The following is a 16,242-nucleotide window of genomic DNA, read 5'->3' as shown; positions in this document are numbered from 1 at the left end:
AGAAGGACAGGAGACAGGTACGGAGGCGCCAAGCGGACGGGATTCGTTCGGAGGCGTCTTTTTGGTGCATATGGAGTTTATGGAACGGGCTGGCAGTAGGGAGGCTTTTGCAGGAAAGAAGCGGGGGCGGATAGAGATGGGGCGGATGAAGTAATGGTTATCTTTAATTGTCGGGGGATGATGATGTTAATACATGTTTTATGAAATAAAATCGGCTACTGTAAGTGGGTGTGATTAATTTATTGTAATATTATAATATTGTTGACAATACTTCATTTCTCCATTATCCTTTAATTACTTGTTGGTGAAAGCGTTGTTATGCGGAAGTTAGTACTATTATCGATATTTAGCAAGGTATAAGGCGTATTCCATCCGCTTTATATAATAAATGAATGCTAAAGGGGAGTTACCACTTGAAACAAACATGGGGGAAAGCACGACAAACCGGAACAGTATTAGCGCTAGTCGGGATGATGGCGGCGACGCTTGCGGCTTGCGGGGGAAAGGCGGCCGAGGAAAACGGCGGTACGCCGGCGCCAGCTCCGACGCCGGCAGAAAGCACAAAGCCGGTGAAACTGCAGGTGTTGATACCGGGCGGCGTGAATATGGATTGGTTTATGGATCGGTATGGCAAGTCGATTCAAGCGAAATATCCGCACTATTCGTTCGAAGTCATTGAGAGTACCGGCAACATCGCTCAAAATATTGTGACCGAGAAACGCAAGATCGATCTCATGATCGGGTCTTTCGCCACGTACCGGAATCAATTTAAACCGTTCGAGCTGGTTGCTGATATGTCCGATCTGGTGCAGAAAAGCAAGTTCGACCTGAACAAGATCGAGCCCGCATACTTGGATATGATCCGCAATCTGGACGGCGGCAAGCTGAGCGGTTTGCCTTTGTACGACCTTGGACTGCTGCTCTACTACAACAAAGATATTTTCGATAAGTTCGGCGTTCCGTATCCGACGGACAATATGACGTGGGAAAGCTTGGTAGGAATCGCGACCCGGCTGACCAGAAACGAAGGAGGGGTTCAATACAGAGGTTTTGTGACCGATCCTTCCCATCTGGTTATCGGCAACCAGTTGTCGCTCGGGTTCGTAGATGCCAAAGGGGAAAAGGCCGCACTCAACACAGATGCGTGGAAGCAATATATCGATACGATGGTCCCGCTGTATAAAATGGCCGGTTACGATGCAACCAAGGAAATGATCACCGGCGCTGCGATCAAGAACGCCTTCTTCAAAGAAAAGTCGTCGGCCATGTTCGTGATGTACAATTCCGATGCGCCAAAGCCGGAGGAAGGAATCAACTGGGACGCCGTCTCTTTGCCGGAATTAAAAGGCGCGCCGGGCGTCGGTTCGCAGCCGTATCCCGTCTATATTTCCGTATCCTCGTTGAGCGAAAATCGGGACGACGCTTTTAAAGCCATCGCCCATTTGTTGACTGACGAAGTCCAAACCAAGCTGTCGTCGGATTTCGCACAGATCAGTCCGCTCAAAAATGATCAGGTCAAAGCGGCCTTCGGCAAAAGCGTCGCCCAGTGGCAAGGGAAAAATATTGCCGCGATCAAGGCCAAGAAGCCTGCCGCTCCGCCTGCATACGTAGGGGAATACAACAACTTCGCCCAAGGGTCAGCGGCTAACGCCATGCGTTCCGTAATCGTCGGGGAGAAGGACGTAAATACGGCTCTGAGAGAAGCCGATGAAGAAGTGAACAAAAAGATCGAAGAAGCGAAAGCGATGAAAAAATAGAACCTGCATGCTAAGTCAGACCACCGTATAGCTGCAAAAAAGACAGGGCCGAACCTAGCGTCGGCCCTCTTCGTTGTGTTCCGCCATCGTGTATCCGCCACTTTCCCGCCTCGTGTACCGCCATGTTAAGTCTGTCTTTCTGTTACAATCTGTATAGCTCCTTGGGTTCGAATACAAGCCTTGCTCCCTAGTTTCTCCCTTCAAGGCGTTAACCCCGCTTCATCGCAAGAAAAAATCGGAAAAACGAACCGAACGGCCCGCTGCTCCATCTAATGCTTAGTTACAATGGAGGAGTATGAAAAGGAGGCTTCGTAATGTGGAGCTGGAAGACGATGTAATCCTTGCCCGGGAGGGCGACCGGGAAGCTTTTATCCGCTTGATCCAGCGGCTGGAGATGAATATGTATCGCGTAGCCCGGGCGATTGTGAAGCGGGATGAGGATTGTGCCGATGCGATTCAGGAGACGATCTTGAAGGCTTACCAGTCTGTGCGAACGGTTCGGGAACCGGCTTATTTCAAGTCGTGGCTGTTGCGCATCTTAATCAACGAATGCAAGCAGATCCTTAGAAGGCAAAAAAGAATGGTGCTCTCCGAGCCCGATCCTGCTTTATCCGCAAGTTCGAGCGAGTATGACATGGTCGATGTGAAAGAGGCGGTCGACCGCCTGGAGGACACGCTTCGGATGGTCGTTACCCTATACTATTTCGAGGATTTGCCTCTGAGACAAATCGCCGAGCTGCTGGAGACGACGGAAGGTACCGTCAAATCCCGGCTGCATCGCGCCCGATTGACTTTGGCGGATTGGCTTTGCATTCCCGCCGTGGAAAGGAAGGTCGGCTATGAAGGATAAGCTGGATCAGGAGCTGAAGTCACGGATGGAGGGGTACACGGATCAGCTTCCTGACGTTGTCAGGCAGCGAATCGACCTGACGCTGTCTTCCCTGCCTGCTGCGGGTGGGGGGACGGCAAGGTCCGGAGCAGCTTTTTCCCGAACAGGCCGCAAGGCGTGGAGGCTTGCGATCGGGGCGGCGGCGCTTCTGATCGTTGTCGGCATCGTGTCCGTATTCGCCGTTCCTTCACTGGCCGAACGTATACGATCCTTGTTTGCCCGCGACAATGTCGATATCGGATTGCTGCGCGCTCAAGAGTTCGGACTGGTGCATCACCCGAAAATCAAGGTGAAGGACAAGGGCTACACGGTCAAGGTCGACGAGGTCGTGGCCGATCCCACACGAGTTGTGATGGCGCTGCAGCTGTTCGGGCCGGACGGCCGGCATGACCGCGATCTCCTGGTTTTTGGAGATGATAACCAGGTGACAATTAAGGATGAAACGGGCCGTATTGTTGGGAGTTTGTACGATTATGGGTTAACCCCTGATTTTTATTACCTTGTTGCTTTTTTCCCCGAGCCGCTGCAGACGGATTCGATTACGCTGGAGGGCCAGCTTACGTCGCTTGGAAACGAAATTCAGAACATACCGGTTACCCATGGAGATTGGAGCTTCCGTTTTTCGGTCGATATGAAGGAAGCGAAGAAGCAAACGAAGGAGACGCCGTTTGAAGGAAGCTATACATCGCCGGACGGCATGACGATCCGCTTGAAGCGATTGACCCAGATGGTTCAAGGCGTTCGGCTGGAGCTGGAGACGGAGCTTAGCGAAGAAGCGTTGTCCCGTTCTCCGGGCGAGCTGTGGAACAAACAAATGTTGAAATTCCATTTTGAGGACGCCGGCGGGAACGAAATCCATAGCGTCAATACGAAAAAATCGCCTCATAGGGACAGCTTGATGAGTTATTCGCAAATTCCGGGGAATAAGCCGGGTCTGATGTACTGGAGCTTCACATTTAAATATTTGCCGCCCGATCAGCCGTATCGGTTCGTCTTTGACGGTTATTCAATCGCGGAAACGGACGGAAGCGCAGTCGAATTTGAGCCTGCAACGCTGCTCGATCAACCGGTTACGTTCCAATCGTTCGGGGACGAGATCGTCTTGAGGAAATTTACGGTCGAGTCGCCTCCCGACACGAACGGAAACGTACCCGAAGGCGCTTTGCATGTAAACGGCAATCTTCGCAACGAAAACAGTTTTAACAAGTATATCGTGCTGGGTGTCGACGGCAAGGAGTACACGGTAACAGAACGCGGTGGTTCAAGCGGAATCGGATCGGGTTGGAAAGATCATAAGATTACGTTATCCGGCTACCGGCCGGAGTTGTTTTACCAATTCCGCATGGCGCAGCTGCAAACGATATCGGACAAGCTCATCTTCAAGCGCACGGTCGTGGACAGGCTGTACAGCAATGTGGATTGGACGCTGGCGGGCCCGGTTTTGCGGAAATAGCGCTGCCGGCAACTGACGGCTTCGACTACGATAGAGATGTCAAGAGTACAGATGTCATTAATACAGACGACATTAATACAGATGTCAAGAATACAGACCTCAAGAATACAGACGATAATAAGAAAAAAGCTGCCGGTCCATACGGATCTGCAGCTTTTTCAATCTGAATCTTTAGTTTATCGCCCGTGCCGCAACGAAGTGCCGTGTTCATTTTGGTTTAAGTTGCTGTTGGGTGATTGCCTGCGTGCGTGCAGGTATTTATTTGAACCAGCGAGTGTATAGAGAGAAAGCCTGCTAAATTGAAGGAATTTTTTGAAATCCGCGCATACTTGGAGAGATTGGAGGGAAATTCCTACCTATTCGCAGGTAATGATTAAATTAGCGGGTTTTCGAGAGGAAATCCTGCTTTCACGCAGGTTTTTCTCGCTGACAACGCGTAACCCCGCCTTACTCCGCATAACGATGCATGACTTCATACTATCTCGCAGTACTTCGAATTACTCTCTCCTCATACTTCGCACAACTCTGCAAACAACTTCGCACAACTCCACATACTCCGCACAAACTCCACCGAACGTTTGACACCCGTATCTCCCCACCGCGCGCTGGGAGCTGCGCGGGGTGCAGAGATAAAGGCTTGTTCCTGTCGTCTCATCGCATCCGCATAAGGATGTGATGAGGAGGTAAATCAACCTTCGCAAGATTTGCGCGTAATTAAGGTCGACTCGAACATTTGCGAGACGGAGCTTGTTATTTTGTGAGACATCAGATCGACCATCAGATTGACGCAGGCCTGGGCCATTTCTTCAACCGGCAAATGGACGGTGGACAAAGGAGGAATGCTGAATTCGGAGACGGCATCGTCGTCATGGCCGACAATCTCTACCTGCTCCGGCACGGCCAGCTTCAGCTCGTGCAGCGCGTACAAAGCGCCGACCGCCATCTGGTCGCTGATACAAAAAACGGCGGTCGGCCTGTCGTGCCGGCCGAATATGGCGTTGGCGGTCTGGTAACCGCCGAGCTCGGTGAAGCTGCCGTATCGGACATGTTCATCCTGGATCTCGAGTCCGTGCTCGCGGCAGGCATCGACGAAGCCGCTCATCCGGAGCCGAATTGCCGTAGAGGAAATATCCGGCACGAGCAGCCCGACCTTCCGGTGTCCGCGTCTGGCGAACAAGTTCGCCACCTTCTGGCCGCTCAAGTAATTGTCTACGTTGACCGAACAATATTTGCCGGAGCTGCGCTGGTAGAGGACGAGCGGGATGTGAATGTCGGCCTGCTCCAGGTACTGTTCATCCTCCTCGGTCGGAAGCGCGATAATGGCGCCGTTGAACCTCGTTCCGGTTATGAGGCTTTTCTGGTCGCGTAGCTGCGAGCCGACATAGGGTTGAATCAATATTTCGTATTCGCGTTCCTGTTGGTGGATCGCGTTTTGTATCCCTTTCAAATAGCGGCCGATCAATTGCGAGCGCGGATCCATCGTCCAGAACAATGCGATGATCGGAGCGACGGTCTCTCCGCTGCTGCGCAGCCGCTTTGCCGATATGTTGGGCCGGTAGTCAAGCTGGCGGGCCGCCTCGAACACCCGTTCCTGAGTAGACGGGGAGATCCGGTACTGCTCTCCTTTCCCGTTTAAGACCAAGGATGCGGTACCTGGCGACACTTTCGCATATGCGGCTATTTCTTTAATACTGGCCATCCGTACACCTCACTGCTCCTTGGATCAGGCGAAGACCGGCGAGGGCCGTGCCTCATCCTGTGCTGCTCCTAGTATAGCGCATGGGAACGGCCCGAAGTCAACCCGTATTCATGGCCGAGGACTGCCGGACGGCTAAAGAATGCCTATCCGCAAGAAGCAGGTTATCTTGGGAGCCGGATAAATCCGGCTGCGTAGAAAGCGCGCAACAATCCCTTTGAAAATTTCCCTCAACGCAATTATTCTGCCAGTAACCAAGGTGAAAAGAGAACCGAACTCACAAAAAAATGGTTGATAAGTGGAAAAAGATATGATTTAATAAAATCATTAAAACGATTTAGCAAAACGTTTTAGCAAAAATGCAAGTATTGTGGGGGGATCCGTTTTGGGTTTTGAAGTAAGATTGCAGGAGCACTTGTTTGAAGATGAAGTACCGTTCGAAAGCTGTCACGCGTCGACCTTGATCGTACTGCCGAACGGCCACATTCTGGCCGCATGGTTCGGGGGAACCCGTGAAGGAGCTGACGATGTGGCGATCTGGCTGTCGCGGCGGGAAGAAGACGGCTGGCAGGAGCCGATAAAGATTGCGGACGAAGCGTCCGAGCCTCATTGGAATCCGGTGTTGTTCCGGGACGGCGAAGGCAAGGTGTGGCTGTTCTACAAAGTAGGGAAGGAAATTCGAAGCTGGAGAACCATGTACCGGGTATCCGGTGACGACGGTTATACCTGGAGCGAAACCGCCATTTTGGTCGAAGGAGATTCCGGCGGCAGAGGCCCCGTTAAGAACAAGCCAATCATTCTGCAGGATGGCACCTGGGTCGCCCCGGCTTCGATTGAGCTGGATACTTGGGATGCGTTCGCCGATTTGTCGTACGATAACGGGAAAACTTGGACGGTCGGCAACAAAATATCTCTGCCCCCTGCCCAATCCGCCGCAGCGAGCGCCCCGGTTCTCTCGAGTACGGCTGCAGCATCCGATACTCCCGTTCCTCCAGTGCCGGCGGCATCTTTTCAAGGGATCGGCGTCATCCAGCCGACTTTATGGGAATCCGAACCGGGCCAAGTCCATATGCTGCTGCGCAGCACGATCGGCCTGACGTGCCGCAGTGACTCGGAGGATGGCGGCAAGACATGGACGGATGCTTATGCGACCGATCTTCCTAACAACAACAGCGGCCTCGATCTGGTCCGTCTGGACAGCGGAGTATTGGCTGTCGTATACAATCCGGTCGGCCAAAATTGGGGGAAACGGACGCCGATCGTCATCAGCTTGTCCCGCGATAACGGTTCGACCTGGGGAGAGACATTCGTCCTGGAAGATGCTCCGGGCGAATATTCGTATCCGGCTATCGTCGCAGCGGGCGAAGAGGTGTATGTGACTTACACGTGGAAAAGAAAGAGGATTGTTTTCTGGAAGTTGTCCGTTACAAGCTGACGTCCGATCGGATTGCCTGCCGGAGGTAAAGCGCTATTTCATGAATAATAGCTGTGCTAAGGAAGGTGTGGGTTATGGATAACGAACACTCAATCCCTTGGAATCTGGAACAATTATTTCGTTCCCCCCGAGTCTATCCGTCCGGGAGGAAAAGCCCGGAAGGCATTCATTCGATCTTTTATGAGGGATTGCCCTACAAGGGGAAGGCTACACGCGTGTTTGCCTGCTACGGATTGCCGGAGACGGACGGCAAAACGAAAATTCCGGCTATCGTACTCGTCCATGGAGGAGGCGGCACCGCTTATGAAGAGTGGGTCGCCTTATGGACGAAGCGCGGCTACGCCGCCATCGCGATGGACCTGGAGGGACACGTCCCCGAAGGGGTCCCCGGTCTCCATAAATGGTACAGCCATTCGCTGCCGGGTCCGGAACGCGAAGGAATTTACTTGGATTGCGACTTGCCGGTCGAAGATCAATGGATGTACCATGCGGCTGCCGATGTGATACTGGCCCATTCGCTGCTTCGCGATATTCCGCAGGTGGACCCCGAGCGGATCGGGATAACCGGCATATCGTGGGGCGGAATCGTCACCTCGCTCGTGGCCGGAATCGATACACGGCTTGCTTTCGCCATCCCCGTATACGGCTGCGGATTTTTATATGAGCTGAACAATCTGTGGGGCCGCCGATTTGCAGAGATGGAGGAGGCGACTTACGAAGCGGTGATCCGGCAAACCGAGCCGTCGGCCTTTTTCTCCAAGGTGAACATCCCGATGCTGTGGGTGAACTGGCTGTACGATCCGTATTTTGATGTCCGGATATTCGGAAAGTCTTATGTTCATGCCAAAAACGGTATCGAGCAATCCGGCTTATTGATGGTTCACGACCTCGGCCATTCGCATCCGTCCGGCTGGAAGTCCGCCGAAATATACGCGTTTGCAGACTCAATCGTACGCGGCGGAGAGCCTCTGATCCGATTGGGAGAACAAACCGCTGTGGATGAAAGTACCGTTAAAGTCTCCTATCAAGGAACGGAAGCCTCGAAAGCACTGTTGTACTATACGAACTATGAAGGAGACTGGCATGTCTGCAAATGGCAGACGGCCGAGTGCGAGTTCGATCACGCGAACCGGATCGTTATCGCCGCGCTTCCGCAACAAGCCAACGCCTATTTCATTAACGTTTGTGATCATAACGGTTATCAAGCAAGTACCGTAGTGGAAGTCAGGTAATTTCGTAACAAAGTATTTTAATGGCTTGAAAGTAAGCGCTTACCGGCGCTATTAACAAAATAGAAAAGGGGAATATTTCCATGAAACAAGCAATGATGGGGAAACGGACAGCTTTAGCGGCCACCTCTCTACTAACATCGATCGCGCTGTTGGCAGGCTGCGGCGCGAAGCAGCAAGCGGCGGATCCGGAAACGAAACCGGAAGAAAGCAATAAACCCGTCACAATTACCGTATTCAACCCTAGCAATTACTCCGAATACTTGTGGGAAAACTTGTGGGTGAACCCGACTAAGAAGAAATACCCTCACATCACGTTGGTTAATGTTAAAAACGAGAAAGGAAACAGTCTCGCCGAGTTAGTAGCCGCGAACAATGTGCCGGATATCATCCAAGGTCAAGGGGTAAGAGCGACCTTTGAATATGGCGATTTGGGAATTATTGAGGATATGACCCCGATGATCAAGAAGCACAAGGTCGATTTAAGCAATGTGGAGCCTGCGTTCATGAACAGTCTGAAAGCGGATCCGAAGGACAACAGCATATACGCCTTGCCGGTCACGCAGAATAATGCAGCTTTATTTTACAATAAGAACCTGTTCGACCGATTCGGAGTTGCTTACCCGAAGGACGGAATGACTTGGGACGAGGTTTATGAATTGGCCCGCAAGATGACCCGTACCGATGCTGGAGTGAAGTACCGGGGATTGGATATTCATCCGGCGTCTCTATTCAATAATAATCAGATGTCCCTTTCGTTCATCGACAACAAGACGAATAAAGCGATCGTTCAGACAGATGGATGGAAAACGTTCTTTACGTCATTAAAGCGATTCTACGATATTGAGGGCAACTCTCCTCCAGGGTCGATCAATAATTTTCTCAAAGATCAAAATGTAGCCATGTTTGTCGTATCCAACATATTTAGTCCTCTGATCGACGCAACGCAAGCCGGCTTAAACTGGGATCTCGTTACCATGCCGACGTATTCCAGCGGACCGAAAACCGGCATCCAGCCGGCTGTGGTGGGCTTGTTCGTATCGGGCAGAAGTCAGAACAAGGATGAGGCGTTCAAGGTGGTGGCGAATCTGGTATCCGATGAGGTGCAGCAGCAGCGGTCGAAGATCGGGGAGCCTTCCGTGTTGAAAAACTCCGATATTAAGAAAACATTCGGCTCGGAGATGCCTCATTTCAACGGAAGAAATTTTGTTGCCTTTGTATCCAGCGCTCCCGCTCCGATGCCAAATTCATTCACGAAGTATGACGCCATCGGGATAGCCGAGATGACCCGAGCGTTCAACGAGCTTACGCAAAATAAAAAGGATATCAACACGATACTCAGGGAAGCCGAAGAGAATATCAACAAAGCGGTTGAAGCCCAGATGAAGAAATAAAGCCGATCCTTCATGTAAGAATGATAGGTAAGAGTTATATGCCAAGTGAGGCGAGGGAGGAATCATTTTGAGTATAAACGAACCTTCCATAACGGAAAATTCAGCAGGCAAAACCATAAGCAGAAGAACGCTGCTCACGACGCTCGGAGCGGCCGGTGCGGCGATCGTCTCAGGAGGGATGCTTCACAGCGTTAACGGGAGCCCCGGTGTAACGGCAGCCGTCTATGGCGGAGAAGAGACGGACGCGGACTCTGTGGAGTACCGCTATGCAGCCGGTCAGCCGGCCCGGACTGTAGGCGCCAAATTACGCGAATCCGTCAGCGTCAAAGACTTCGGAGCGGCCGGAGACGGCGTCAGCGACGACACGGCGGCGTTTCAAGCGGCGGCGGGCAGCCTGGTGAAGGGCGGGATTTTGACGATCCCGCCGGGCACGTACACGATCAGCGATACGGTGCAATTTTCGCAAGGGACGATTATACAAGGAGCCGGTCTGCACAGCGTCGTCATCAACATGACCGATTCTGCGAAGTTTGCGATCAATTTGTTCACCCCCGCAACGAGGCAGGAATATTTTCGGGTAAGCGGCTTTACGCTGAACGCCAAATACGGGATTACGAACAGGTGGAACCTCGGAACGGATTATGCGAATACGGCGAATCCGTCGCGATCGGTTCGAATCACCGACGTCAAATTCCAAGGGACGTATGATGCGGCGCTCGATCCCGCAGCGCAATCCGTCGTTGTCCCGGCCAGAGGAGAATTGGAGTCGCTCGGAGTCGGACTGCATCTGGTTATGGTATATGGGGCGGAGGTTGCAGGCTGCCTGTTCGAGAGATGCGGCATCGGTTTCGAGAACATCGGCTGCACATTGTCCAAGGCGGAGCGGAACCGGTTTTACCGGAACGCGAGGCATATCCATGACGAACGGGTGGAATGGTACAATTCGTCCTTCGGGATGGGGGCGGACAACGTATACGAGCAAAACGACCTGCTGGATGCTACGCGGATCGGCGGAGTCACGTTATGGCGCTCCCATGGAGCAGAGCTGCGGCACAATTACAGCGAGCATCTCGAGCGGGGAGGCGTGCTGGCGGCACCTGAGATGTATTATTTCTACAATCCCGATTCGTGCAAAATCCATCTGAATCATCTCAACGTGGCCCTCGCCGTAAGCATGCAGCGTCCCGCGATCAAGATGCTGTTCGACGGAGCGTCGATCGGCCGGGCCGGAGGCAATATTCTTCAGGGCAACGCCCCGACTCCCTTTAACGGCGTGCTGGGCAATTGGCTGGAGATCGTGACGACAAAGTGGGACCGCCGTTATCCGTGGCATACGCAGCTGCACTACGAGGAGCTGTTCCCGGTCCGGCGCCAGCCGTACGTGTTATACGGGGCTCAGCCGGAGTTGAACGTGCTGGAGTTCGATAACGTGTTCCCGCATATGAACATAACCGGGACGCTTGCGGACAAGCCGCTGCCTTTCGTAGAAAATGGAAGCTATAAGGCGTGGCATCTGGCCAGCGGGGAAAACAAAAACTTCCGTTTCCGGCTGTATGTCCCGAACAGCAAACTGTCCGGCTCCTTCCAGCTTCAGATCACGGCGGAAGGCAATCCCGCTACGGACGGAGGGAACGGCAGAGCGTATGCGGTCGTAAGAAATCAGGCCGGCGGGGTCGTCTTTAACGACTATGCATTTATTAATGTAAGCGCTTTTACGACAAAAACGATCGATCTGAATGTGACGAATCCGGAATCGCTGCAGCTATTCGATATCGATTTTACGAATCTTTCCTTCAGTAAAATATACCGTGTTGCGATCGTAGCATTGTAGTCCGGTCAGTTGCAGCCCGCAGCAAAACGAAAGCCGCCCCGATCCATGTGAAGGGCGGCTTTTTTCAGTGAAGCGCTCGATGACGGAGCGGTCACTTCGGCAGTGTCTATAAATCATTGCAACCGCTTCGTATACAGCGACTGGATCTGGCTGCTGCCATGCAGCAACAGCCGCCGAATTGTATCGTTCAGCTTCTCCCCCCGTCAGCCCCTTCCTGCAGGGCGATCCGCCGGAACTCGCCGGGAGTGAGACCGCACATCCGTTTAAACATGCGGATGAACGAGTTGACGTTCTGGTAGCCGACCTGGCCGGCGATATCCTGAATGAGCGTGTCGGTTTCGCTCAGCATTTCTTTGGCGCGCTGCATGCGCAAGCCGTTTACGTAATCGCTGAACGTCTGGCCCGTTTTCTCGTGGAAGTAAGTGGACAAATAGCCGCGGGATAAATTCAGTTTATCCGCCACCTGCTCCAGCGAGATATCTTCCCCGTAATGTTTGGCTACGTATTCGAGCACGAAGTCGCGGATCGGATCGCGCTCCGCCTTGCGCTCCCGTACCAGAGCCGCCGCTTCTGACGTCAATCTTCGTATAAACGATTCGTATTCTTCCTTGCTCCAGCACGATCTCAAATGCAGGAAAGGCGATTGCCCCCCGAACAGGCCGCTAATATCGTATTGATGCTCGAGGAGCAGCTTGAAGGTCGCCGCTACGGCCTCTTTGCCGAATTCCCCGTATTGCCTCGCCCCGGCTCCGGAATGGTCCAGATGATCCAGCAACTGAAGCAGCAGCTCGGCGGCTTTGTCGTCCCGCCCGGCCAGCAGATGAGCCGAATAGTCCTGTTCTTTCGCAAAAGTCATCAGACTGACCGGTTCGCCGCCCGCCGCTTCCGTGACGATCCGGGTATCGCGGCTTAGCGGTCGGGAGGCGATCATAGCCTGGGCTTCCTCGTAAGCGGCCGTCAGCTCATCCGTGCTGTACAGGGCCGGCCGGAACGCGATCGTAACGATACAATATTCTTTGTCGCGGTCCAGCACCTGCTTCAGCAGCAGCAGCGTATCCATGACGGCGGAAGGCTCCTCCCCGGCGAACAGCAGGGAGATGACCTGATCCTTCTCCATCTGCAGTGTGACCGAGTCCGCAAACCGCTCGCTGAGCTGTATGTTCATATATTCCTTCAGGCAGTAAGCCGTCTTCTCCTGGTCGTCCCCGGTCAGCCGGTCGAACCGTTCGGTAAACGAAAGCTGGAAGACGAGGAAGTAATATGGCTTATTCGTCTCGATCAGGTCGCGCAAGTCCGTCCAGCTGCGGATGTTTTTGATTTTGCTCATATACCCGTAGTTTTGAAGAAGCTTGTTCTTCTTAGTGAGATCCTGGCGGAACAGCACATTCGCATGTACGATATCGGCGATGCTTCGCCCGAGCCAGTCGAACTCGCGGATGCTGCTTTTGAGCTTGTGCGGCTGGCCAGTCGTCTGGAGCAGGCGGATCATCCCTTGAATCGGGTTGTTGAACTTCATGCTGAGCAGGATGGAGATGAGCACGCTGAGCACGACGGCGGCCGTCATGATCGCCAGCAGCACCAGATTCAGCCGCTGCACCTGCGAAGCGATGCGCACGTTAGGGATGACGTTTACGTAAGTGAGGCCGGAGTACGACCCTTTTTTGTAGAAATAATAGTAGTCGTCCTCGTTTACATACCCTTCGTTATTCGGGAATGCAAGACCGTCCGGCAATGAGGGGCTTCGTACCGAGCCGTCCTCCGCAGCGGCTCCTTCGGTAAACGACCGGAACAGCAAGTCACCCCGGCCGTCGAGTATAAAGAACGAATCTTCCCCGTTATAATGAAGCGACCGGAACAAGCTGCGTGCGTCCAGCAGGGCGGCTACAATATATTGGCTGTTGAACTTGTTCTTCATCACGACGGGCAGCAGCTCGCCTTTAAAGCTTTCGGACTTGTTGTAGTTATACTGCGTGAAGCCGGCGGCGGGAAAGACGCGGAACGTATAGATTTCCGAGAACTGCCTCTGCCAGAATACGGGACCGTACGACTCGCTTACATAAAACTTCGTGAACATATTGACCGTGTTCGTCGTGCTTTCCTTCTCGATGACGAAAGGATGGTCGCGAAACAACAGGAACATGTTCTCCAGATGCAGCATCGGATTGGCCAGCAGAGCGTTCATCTCCGTCTTGATCTCCGCGGCGGCGTAGTAGTTCGGCTGCTCTCCCCCGTTCAGGCTCGAGCTGAACCGGTCGTTGAAGTAGAAGCGGAGCATCGCGCTTTCCACGAGCTGCATCTGCTTCTCGTACCCGTTAACCGTATTTTTCATATTCAGCGTATTGTGGTCGATGATCTGCTTCTGGATATTGGTCTGAAAGAAAGTGAATGACAGCACGTTGAAGGAAAGCAGCAGCGCGATGACGAGCAGGAAGCCGCTGAGCAGCTTGACGAACAAGGAATTCCGGTGTTCCGTAAACGTCCGTTTCACCGCGTTCATTCGTGTGTCCCCCTTCCGATCTACAATCGGTCCGATTGTATACATTTCGTCAGATTCCATAAGAGCGCTTACATCATGACGAATTGCGGATAGGCGAAGCGCGCCCGGGTGCTGTATCGTCGAGATAAGCTCATTGTAGCAACGAGTCTTGTCGCTTAGCAAGGAGCAATTGGTTGAGAGGAGGATGGGGCGTGAACGCGAACCGGATGACGGACAGCTTGCAGCAGAGTTCGCTGGCAGCGGCTCCGGGCAGTCCTGGGGCACTGCGCAGGCGATTCAGGGAAAGCCGGTTTTTGCTGCTGCTCGTGCTGCCGTGTATCGTTTATTTTATCGTCTTTCATTATGTACCGATGTTCGGCATCGCGATTTCGTTCCAGAAGTACAACTTATTTAAAGGGATTTGGCAGAGCGAGTGGGTCGGCTTTCATTATTACGAAATGTTTTTCAGCAATCCGGATTTTTTCAAGCTGCTGCGCAACACTTTCTTGCTGGGGCTTTACCGGATCGTCTTCGGTTTCCCGGCGCCGATCCTGCTGGCGTTGCTGCTTAACGAGCTGAGAAACGCGGTGTTCAAGCGTTTTGTCCAGTCGGTCAGTTATTTGCCGCACTTCATCTCCAACGTAATTGTCGCGAGCATGATCGTCGTCTTTCTGTCGCCGTCCGGAGGGCTCGTCAACCGGCTTATCGAGCTGGTGGGATTCGAGCCGGTCAACTGGCTCATGTCGCCGGACTGGTTCCGCACCATCTTCACAGCTTCGGGGATATGGCAGGGGGTCGGCTGGGCGTCGATCATCTATTTGGCGGCGCTGACGTCGATCGATCCGCATCTGTACGAGGCGGCGGAGATGGACGGAGCCGGACGATTTGCCAAAATGGTGCACATCTCGCTGCCCGGCATGATGCAAACGGTAGCGATCCTGCTCATTCTGGAAATCGGGCATATTCTCGGGGTCGGGTTCGAGAAAGTGTTCCTGCTGTACAATCCGGCCACATACGAGACCGCGGATATTATAAGCACCTACGTGTACCGGGTCGGGCTGGTGCAGGGCAACTACAGCTATGCGGCGGCAATCGATGTATTTACCGGCCTCGTCAATCTCGTCTTTCTGGTCAGTGCGAACTACGTGAGCCGAAAATTGGGGGAAAACAGTTTGTGGTGAGGAAGGAGATCAAGCGGCATGAGAAGAAAGATAACCGTATTTGACGCTGTCAACGTGCTGCTGATGCTGCTCGTGATGATCGTCACCGTATATCCGTTCGTGTATATGATTGCCGTCTCGTTCAGCGATCAAGTATCCGTCATGAAAGGGAGTGTCTTTCTTTGGCCGAAAGGGTTTAATACGGACATGTACCGGATCGTCTTGACCGACCCGCGCATATGGAACGGCTACCTTAACACGGTGTTGTATACCGTTGTCGGTACGACCGTATCGCTTTCTCTGACCTCGATGGCGGCTTATGCTTTGTCCAAGAAGAGGATGTTGTTTCACGGGCCGATTACCGTGATGATTGTGGTCACGATGTTTTTCGGCGGCGGAATGATACCGACGTTTCTCGTCGTGAAGGCGGTGGGGCTTGTCGATACGTTCTGGGCGATGATCGTTCCCGGCGCGATCAGCGCGTGGTATCTGATCATGATGCGGACTTTCTTCGCCGGACTGCCCCAGGAGCTGGAAGAGGCGGGCAAAATCGACGGGCTGAACGACGTCGGCTTGTTCGTCCGCATTGCGCTCCCGCTGTCCAAGGCGGTGCTCGCTACGATCGGCCTGTTTTATGCGGTCGGCATTTGGAACAACTTCTATACAGCTTTGATCTATTTGCGAAATCCGGATTTGGTGCCGCTGCAGGTTATCTTGCGCAATATCGTACTGGCGGGCCAAACCAATCTGGACGGATCGTTTACGCTGGGCAAAGACCAGCAGATCGTCGAGGAATCGCTGAAATACGCGACGATCCTGGTCGGCACGCTGCCGATTCTGCTCACCTATCCGTTTCTGCAAAAATATTTCGTCAAGGGCGTCACGGTTGGTTCTTTGAAAGGATAAACGAGGTAGCGAGGGG

11 protein-coding genes are annotated in these 16,242 nt (G+C 53.1%); 9 read left to right on the top strand and 2 right to left on the bottom strand.

Annotation, left to right across the window (positions count from 1 at the left end):
• The first annotated feature begins 413 nt into the window (after positions 1-413).
• From IDH45_RS26390 to IDH45_RS26380, 3 genes are all read left to right on the top strand, one after another.
• A complete protein-coding gene (locus IDH45_RS26390) occupies positions 414-1,757 on the top strand; it encodes an ABC transporter substrate-binding protein (RefSeq protein WP_190931141.1) in 1,344 nt (447 codons plus the stop codon).
• Positions 1,758-2,073: 316 nt separating this feature from the next.
• Positions 2,074-2,607 carry a sigma-70 family RNA polymerase sigma factor gene (locus tag IDH45_RS26385; protein ID WP_317891291.1) on the top strand — a complete coding sequence of 178 codons (534 nt, stop codon included), beginning with the start codon at positions 2,074-2,076 and terminating at the stop codon, positions 2,605-2,607.
• Positions 2,597-4,099 carry a DUF4179 domain-containing protein gene (locus IDH45_RS26380; protein ID WP_190931139.1) on the top strand — a complete coding sequence of 501 codons (1,503 nt, stop codon included), beginning with the start codon at positions 2,597-2,599 and terminating at the stop codon, positions 4,097-4,099. Before IDH45_RS26385 ends, IDH45_RS26380 begins: the two co-directional genes overlap by 11 nt.
• A gap of 688 nt (positions 4,100-4,787) precedes the next feature.
• Here the strand turns inward: IDH45_RS26380 and IDH45_RS26375 are convergent.
• A complete protein-coding gene (locus IDH45_RS26375; protein WP_190931138.1) occupies positions 4,788-5,798 on the bottom strand; it encodes a LacI family DNA-binding transcriptional regulator in 1,011 nt (336 codons plus the stop codon).
• A gap of 382 nt (positions 5,799-6,180) precedes the next feature.
• On the opposite strand from IDH45_RS26375, the gene IDH45_RS26370 reads away from it, so the two are divergent.
• The 4 genes from IDH45_RS26370 (at position 6,181) to IDH45_RS26355 (ending at position 11,684) form a co-directional block, all read left to right on the top strand.
• The gene (locus tag IDH45_RS26370) at positions 6,181-7,230 is read left to right on the top strand and encodes a sialidase family protein (RefSeq protein ID WP_190931137.1); all 1,050 of its coding nucleotides are present in this window, start codon (positions 6,181-6,183) and stop codon (positions 7,228-7,230) included.
• Between the two features lie 74 nt (positions 7,231-7,304).
• A complete protein-coding gene (locus tag IDH45_RS26365) occupies positions 7,305-8,462 on the top strand; it encodes an alpha/beta hydrolase family protein (RefSeq protein ID WP_190931136.1) in 1,158 nt (385 codons plus the stop codon).
• A gap of 80 nt (positions 8,463-8,542) precedes the next feature.
• Entirely contained in the window at positions 8,543-9,853 is a 1,311-nt protein-coding gene (locus tag IDH45_RS26360) for an ABC transporter substrate-binding protein (protein ID WP_190931135.1), read from the top strand.
• Between the two features lie 67 nt (positions 9,854-9,920).
• Positions 9,921-11,684 carry a glycosyl hydrolase family 28-related protein gene (locus IDH45_RS26355; RefSeq protein ID WP_190931134.1) on the top strand — a complete coding sequence of 588 codons (1,764 nt, stop codon included), beginning with the start codon at positions 9,921-9,923 and terminating at the stop codon, positions 11,682-11,684.
• Positions 11,685-11,871: 187 nt separating this feature from the next.
• On the opposite strand, the gene IDH45_RS26350 is transcribed toward IDH45_RS26355, so the two are convergent.
• On the bottom strand, positions 11,872-14,181 hold the full coding sequence (locus IDH45_RS26350) for a helix-turn-helix domain-containing protein (RefSeq protein WP_190931133.1): 2,310 nt from the start codon (positions 14,179-14,181) through the stop codon (positions 11,872-11,874).
• Positions 14,182-14,354: 173 nt separating this feature from the next.
• On the opposite strand from IDH45_RS26350, the gene IDH45_RS26345 reads away from it, so the two are divergent.
• On the top strand, positions 14,355-15,341 hold the full coding sequence (locus tag IDH45_RS26345) for an ABC transporter permease (protein WP_223836979.1): 987 nt from the start codon (positions 14,355-14,357) through the stop codon (positions 15,339-15,341).
• Between the two features lie 18 nt (positions 15,342-15,359).
• On the top strand, positions 15,360-16,226 hold the full coding sequence (locus tag IDH45_RS26340) for a carbohydrate ABC transporter permease (RefSeq protein ID WP_190931132.1): 867 nt from the start codon (positions 15,360-15,362) through the stop codon (positions 16,224-16,226).
• The last annotated feature ends 16 nt before the right edge of the window (positions 16,227-16,242 follow it).

This window comes from Paenibacillus oceani (assembly GCF_014705615.1).
Lineage (GTDB): Bacteria > Bacillota > Bacilli > Paenibacillales > NBRC-103111 > Paenibacillus_AB > Paenibacillus_AB oceani.
Note: the sequence above shows the minus strand (reverse complement) of the source record. Positions and strands in the feature narration are given on the sequence as shown.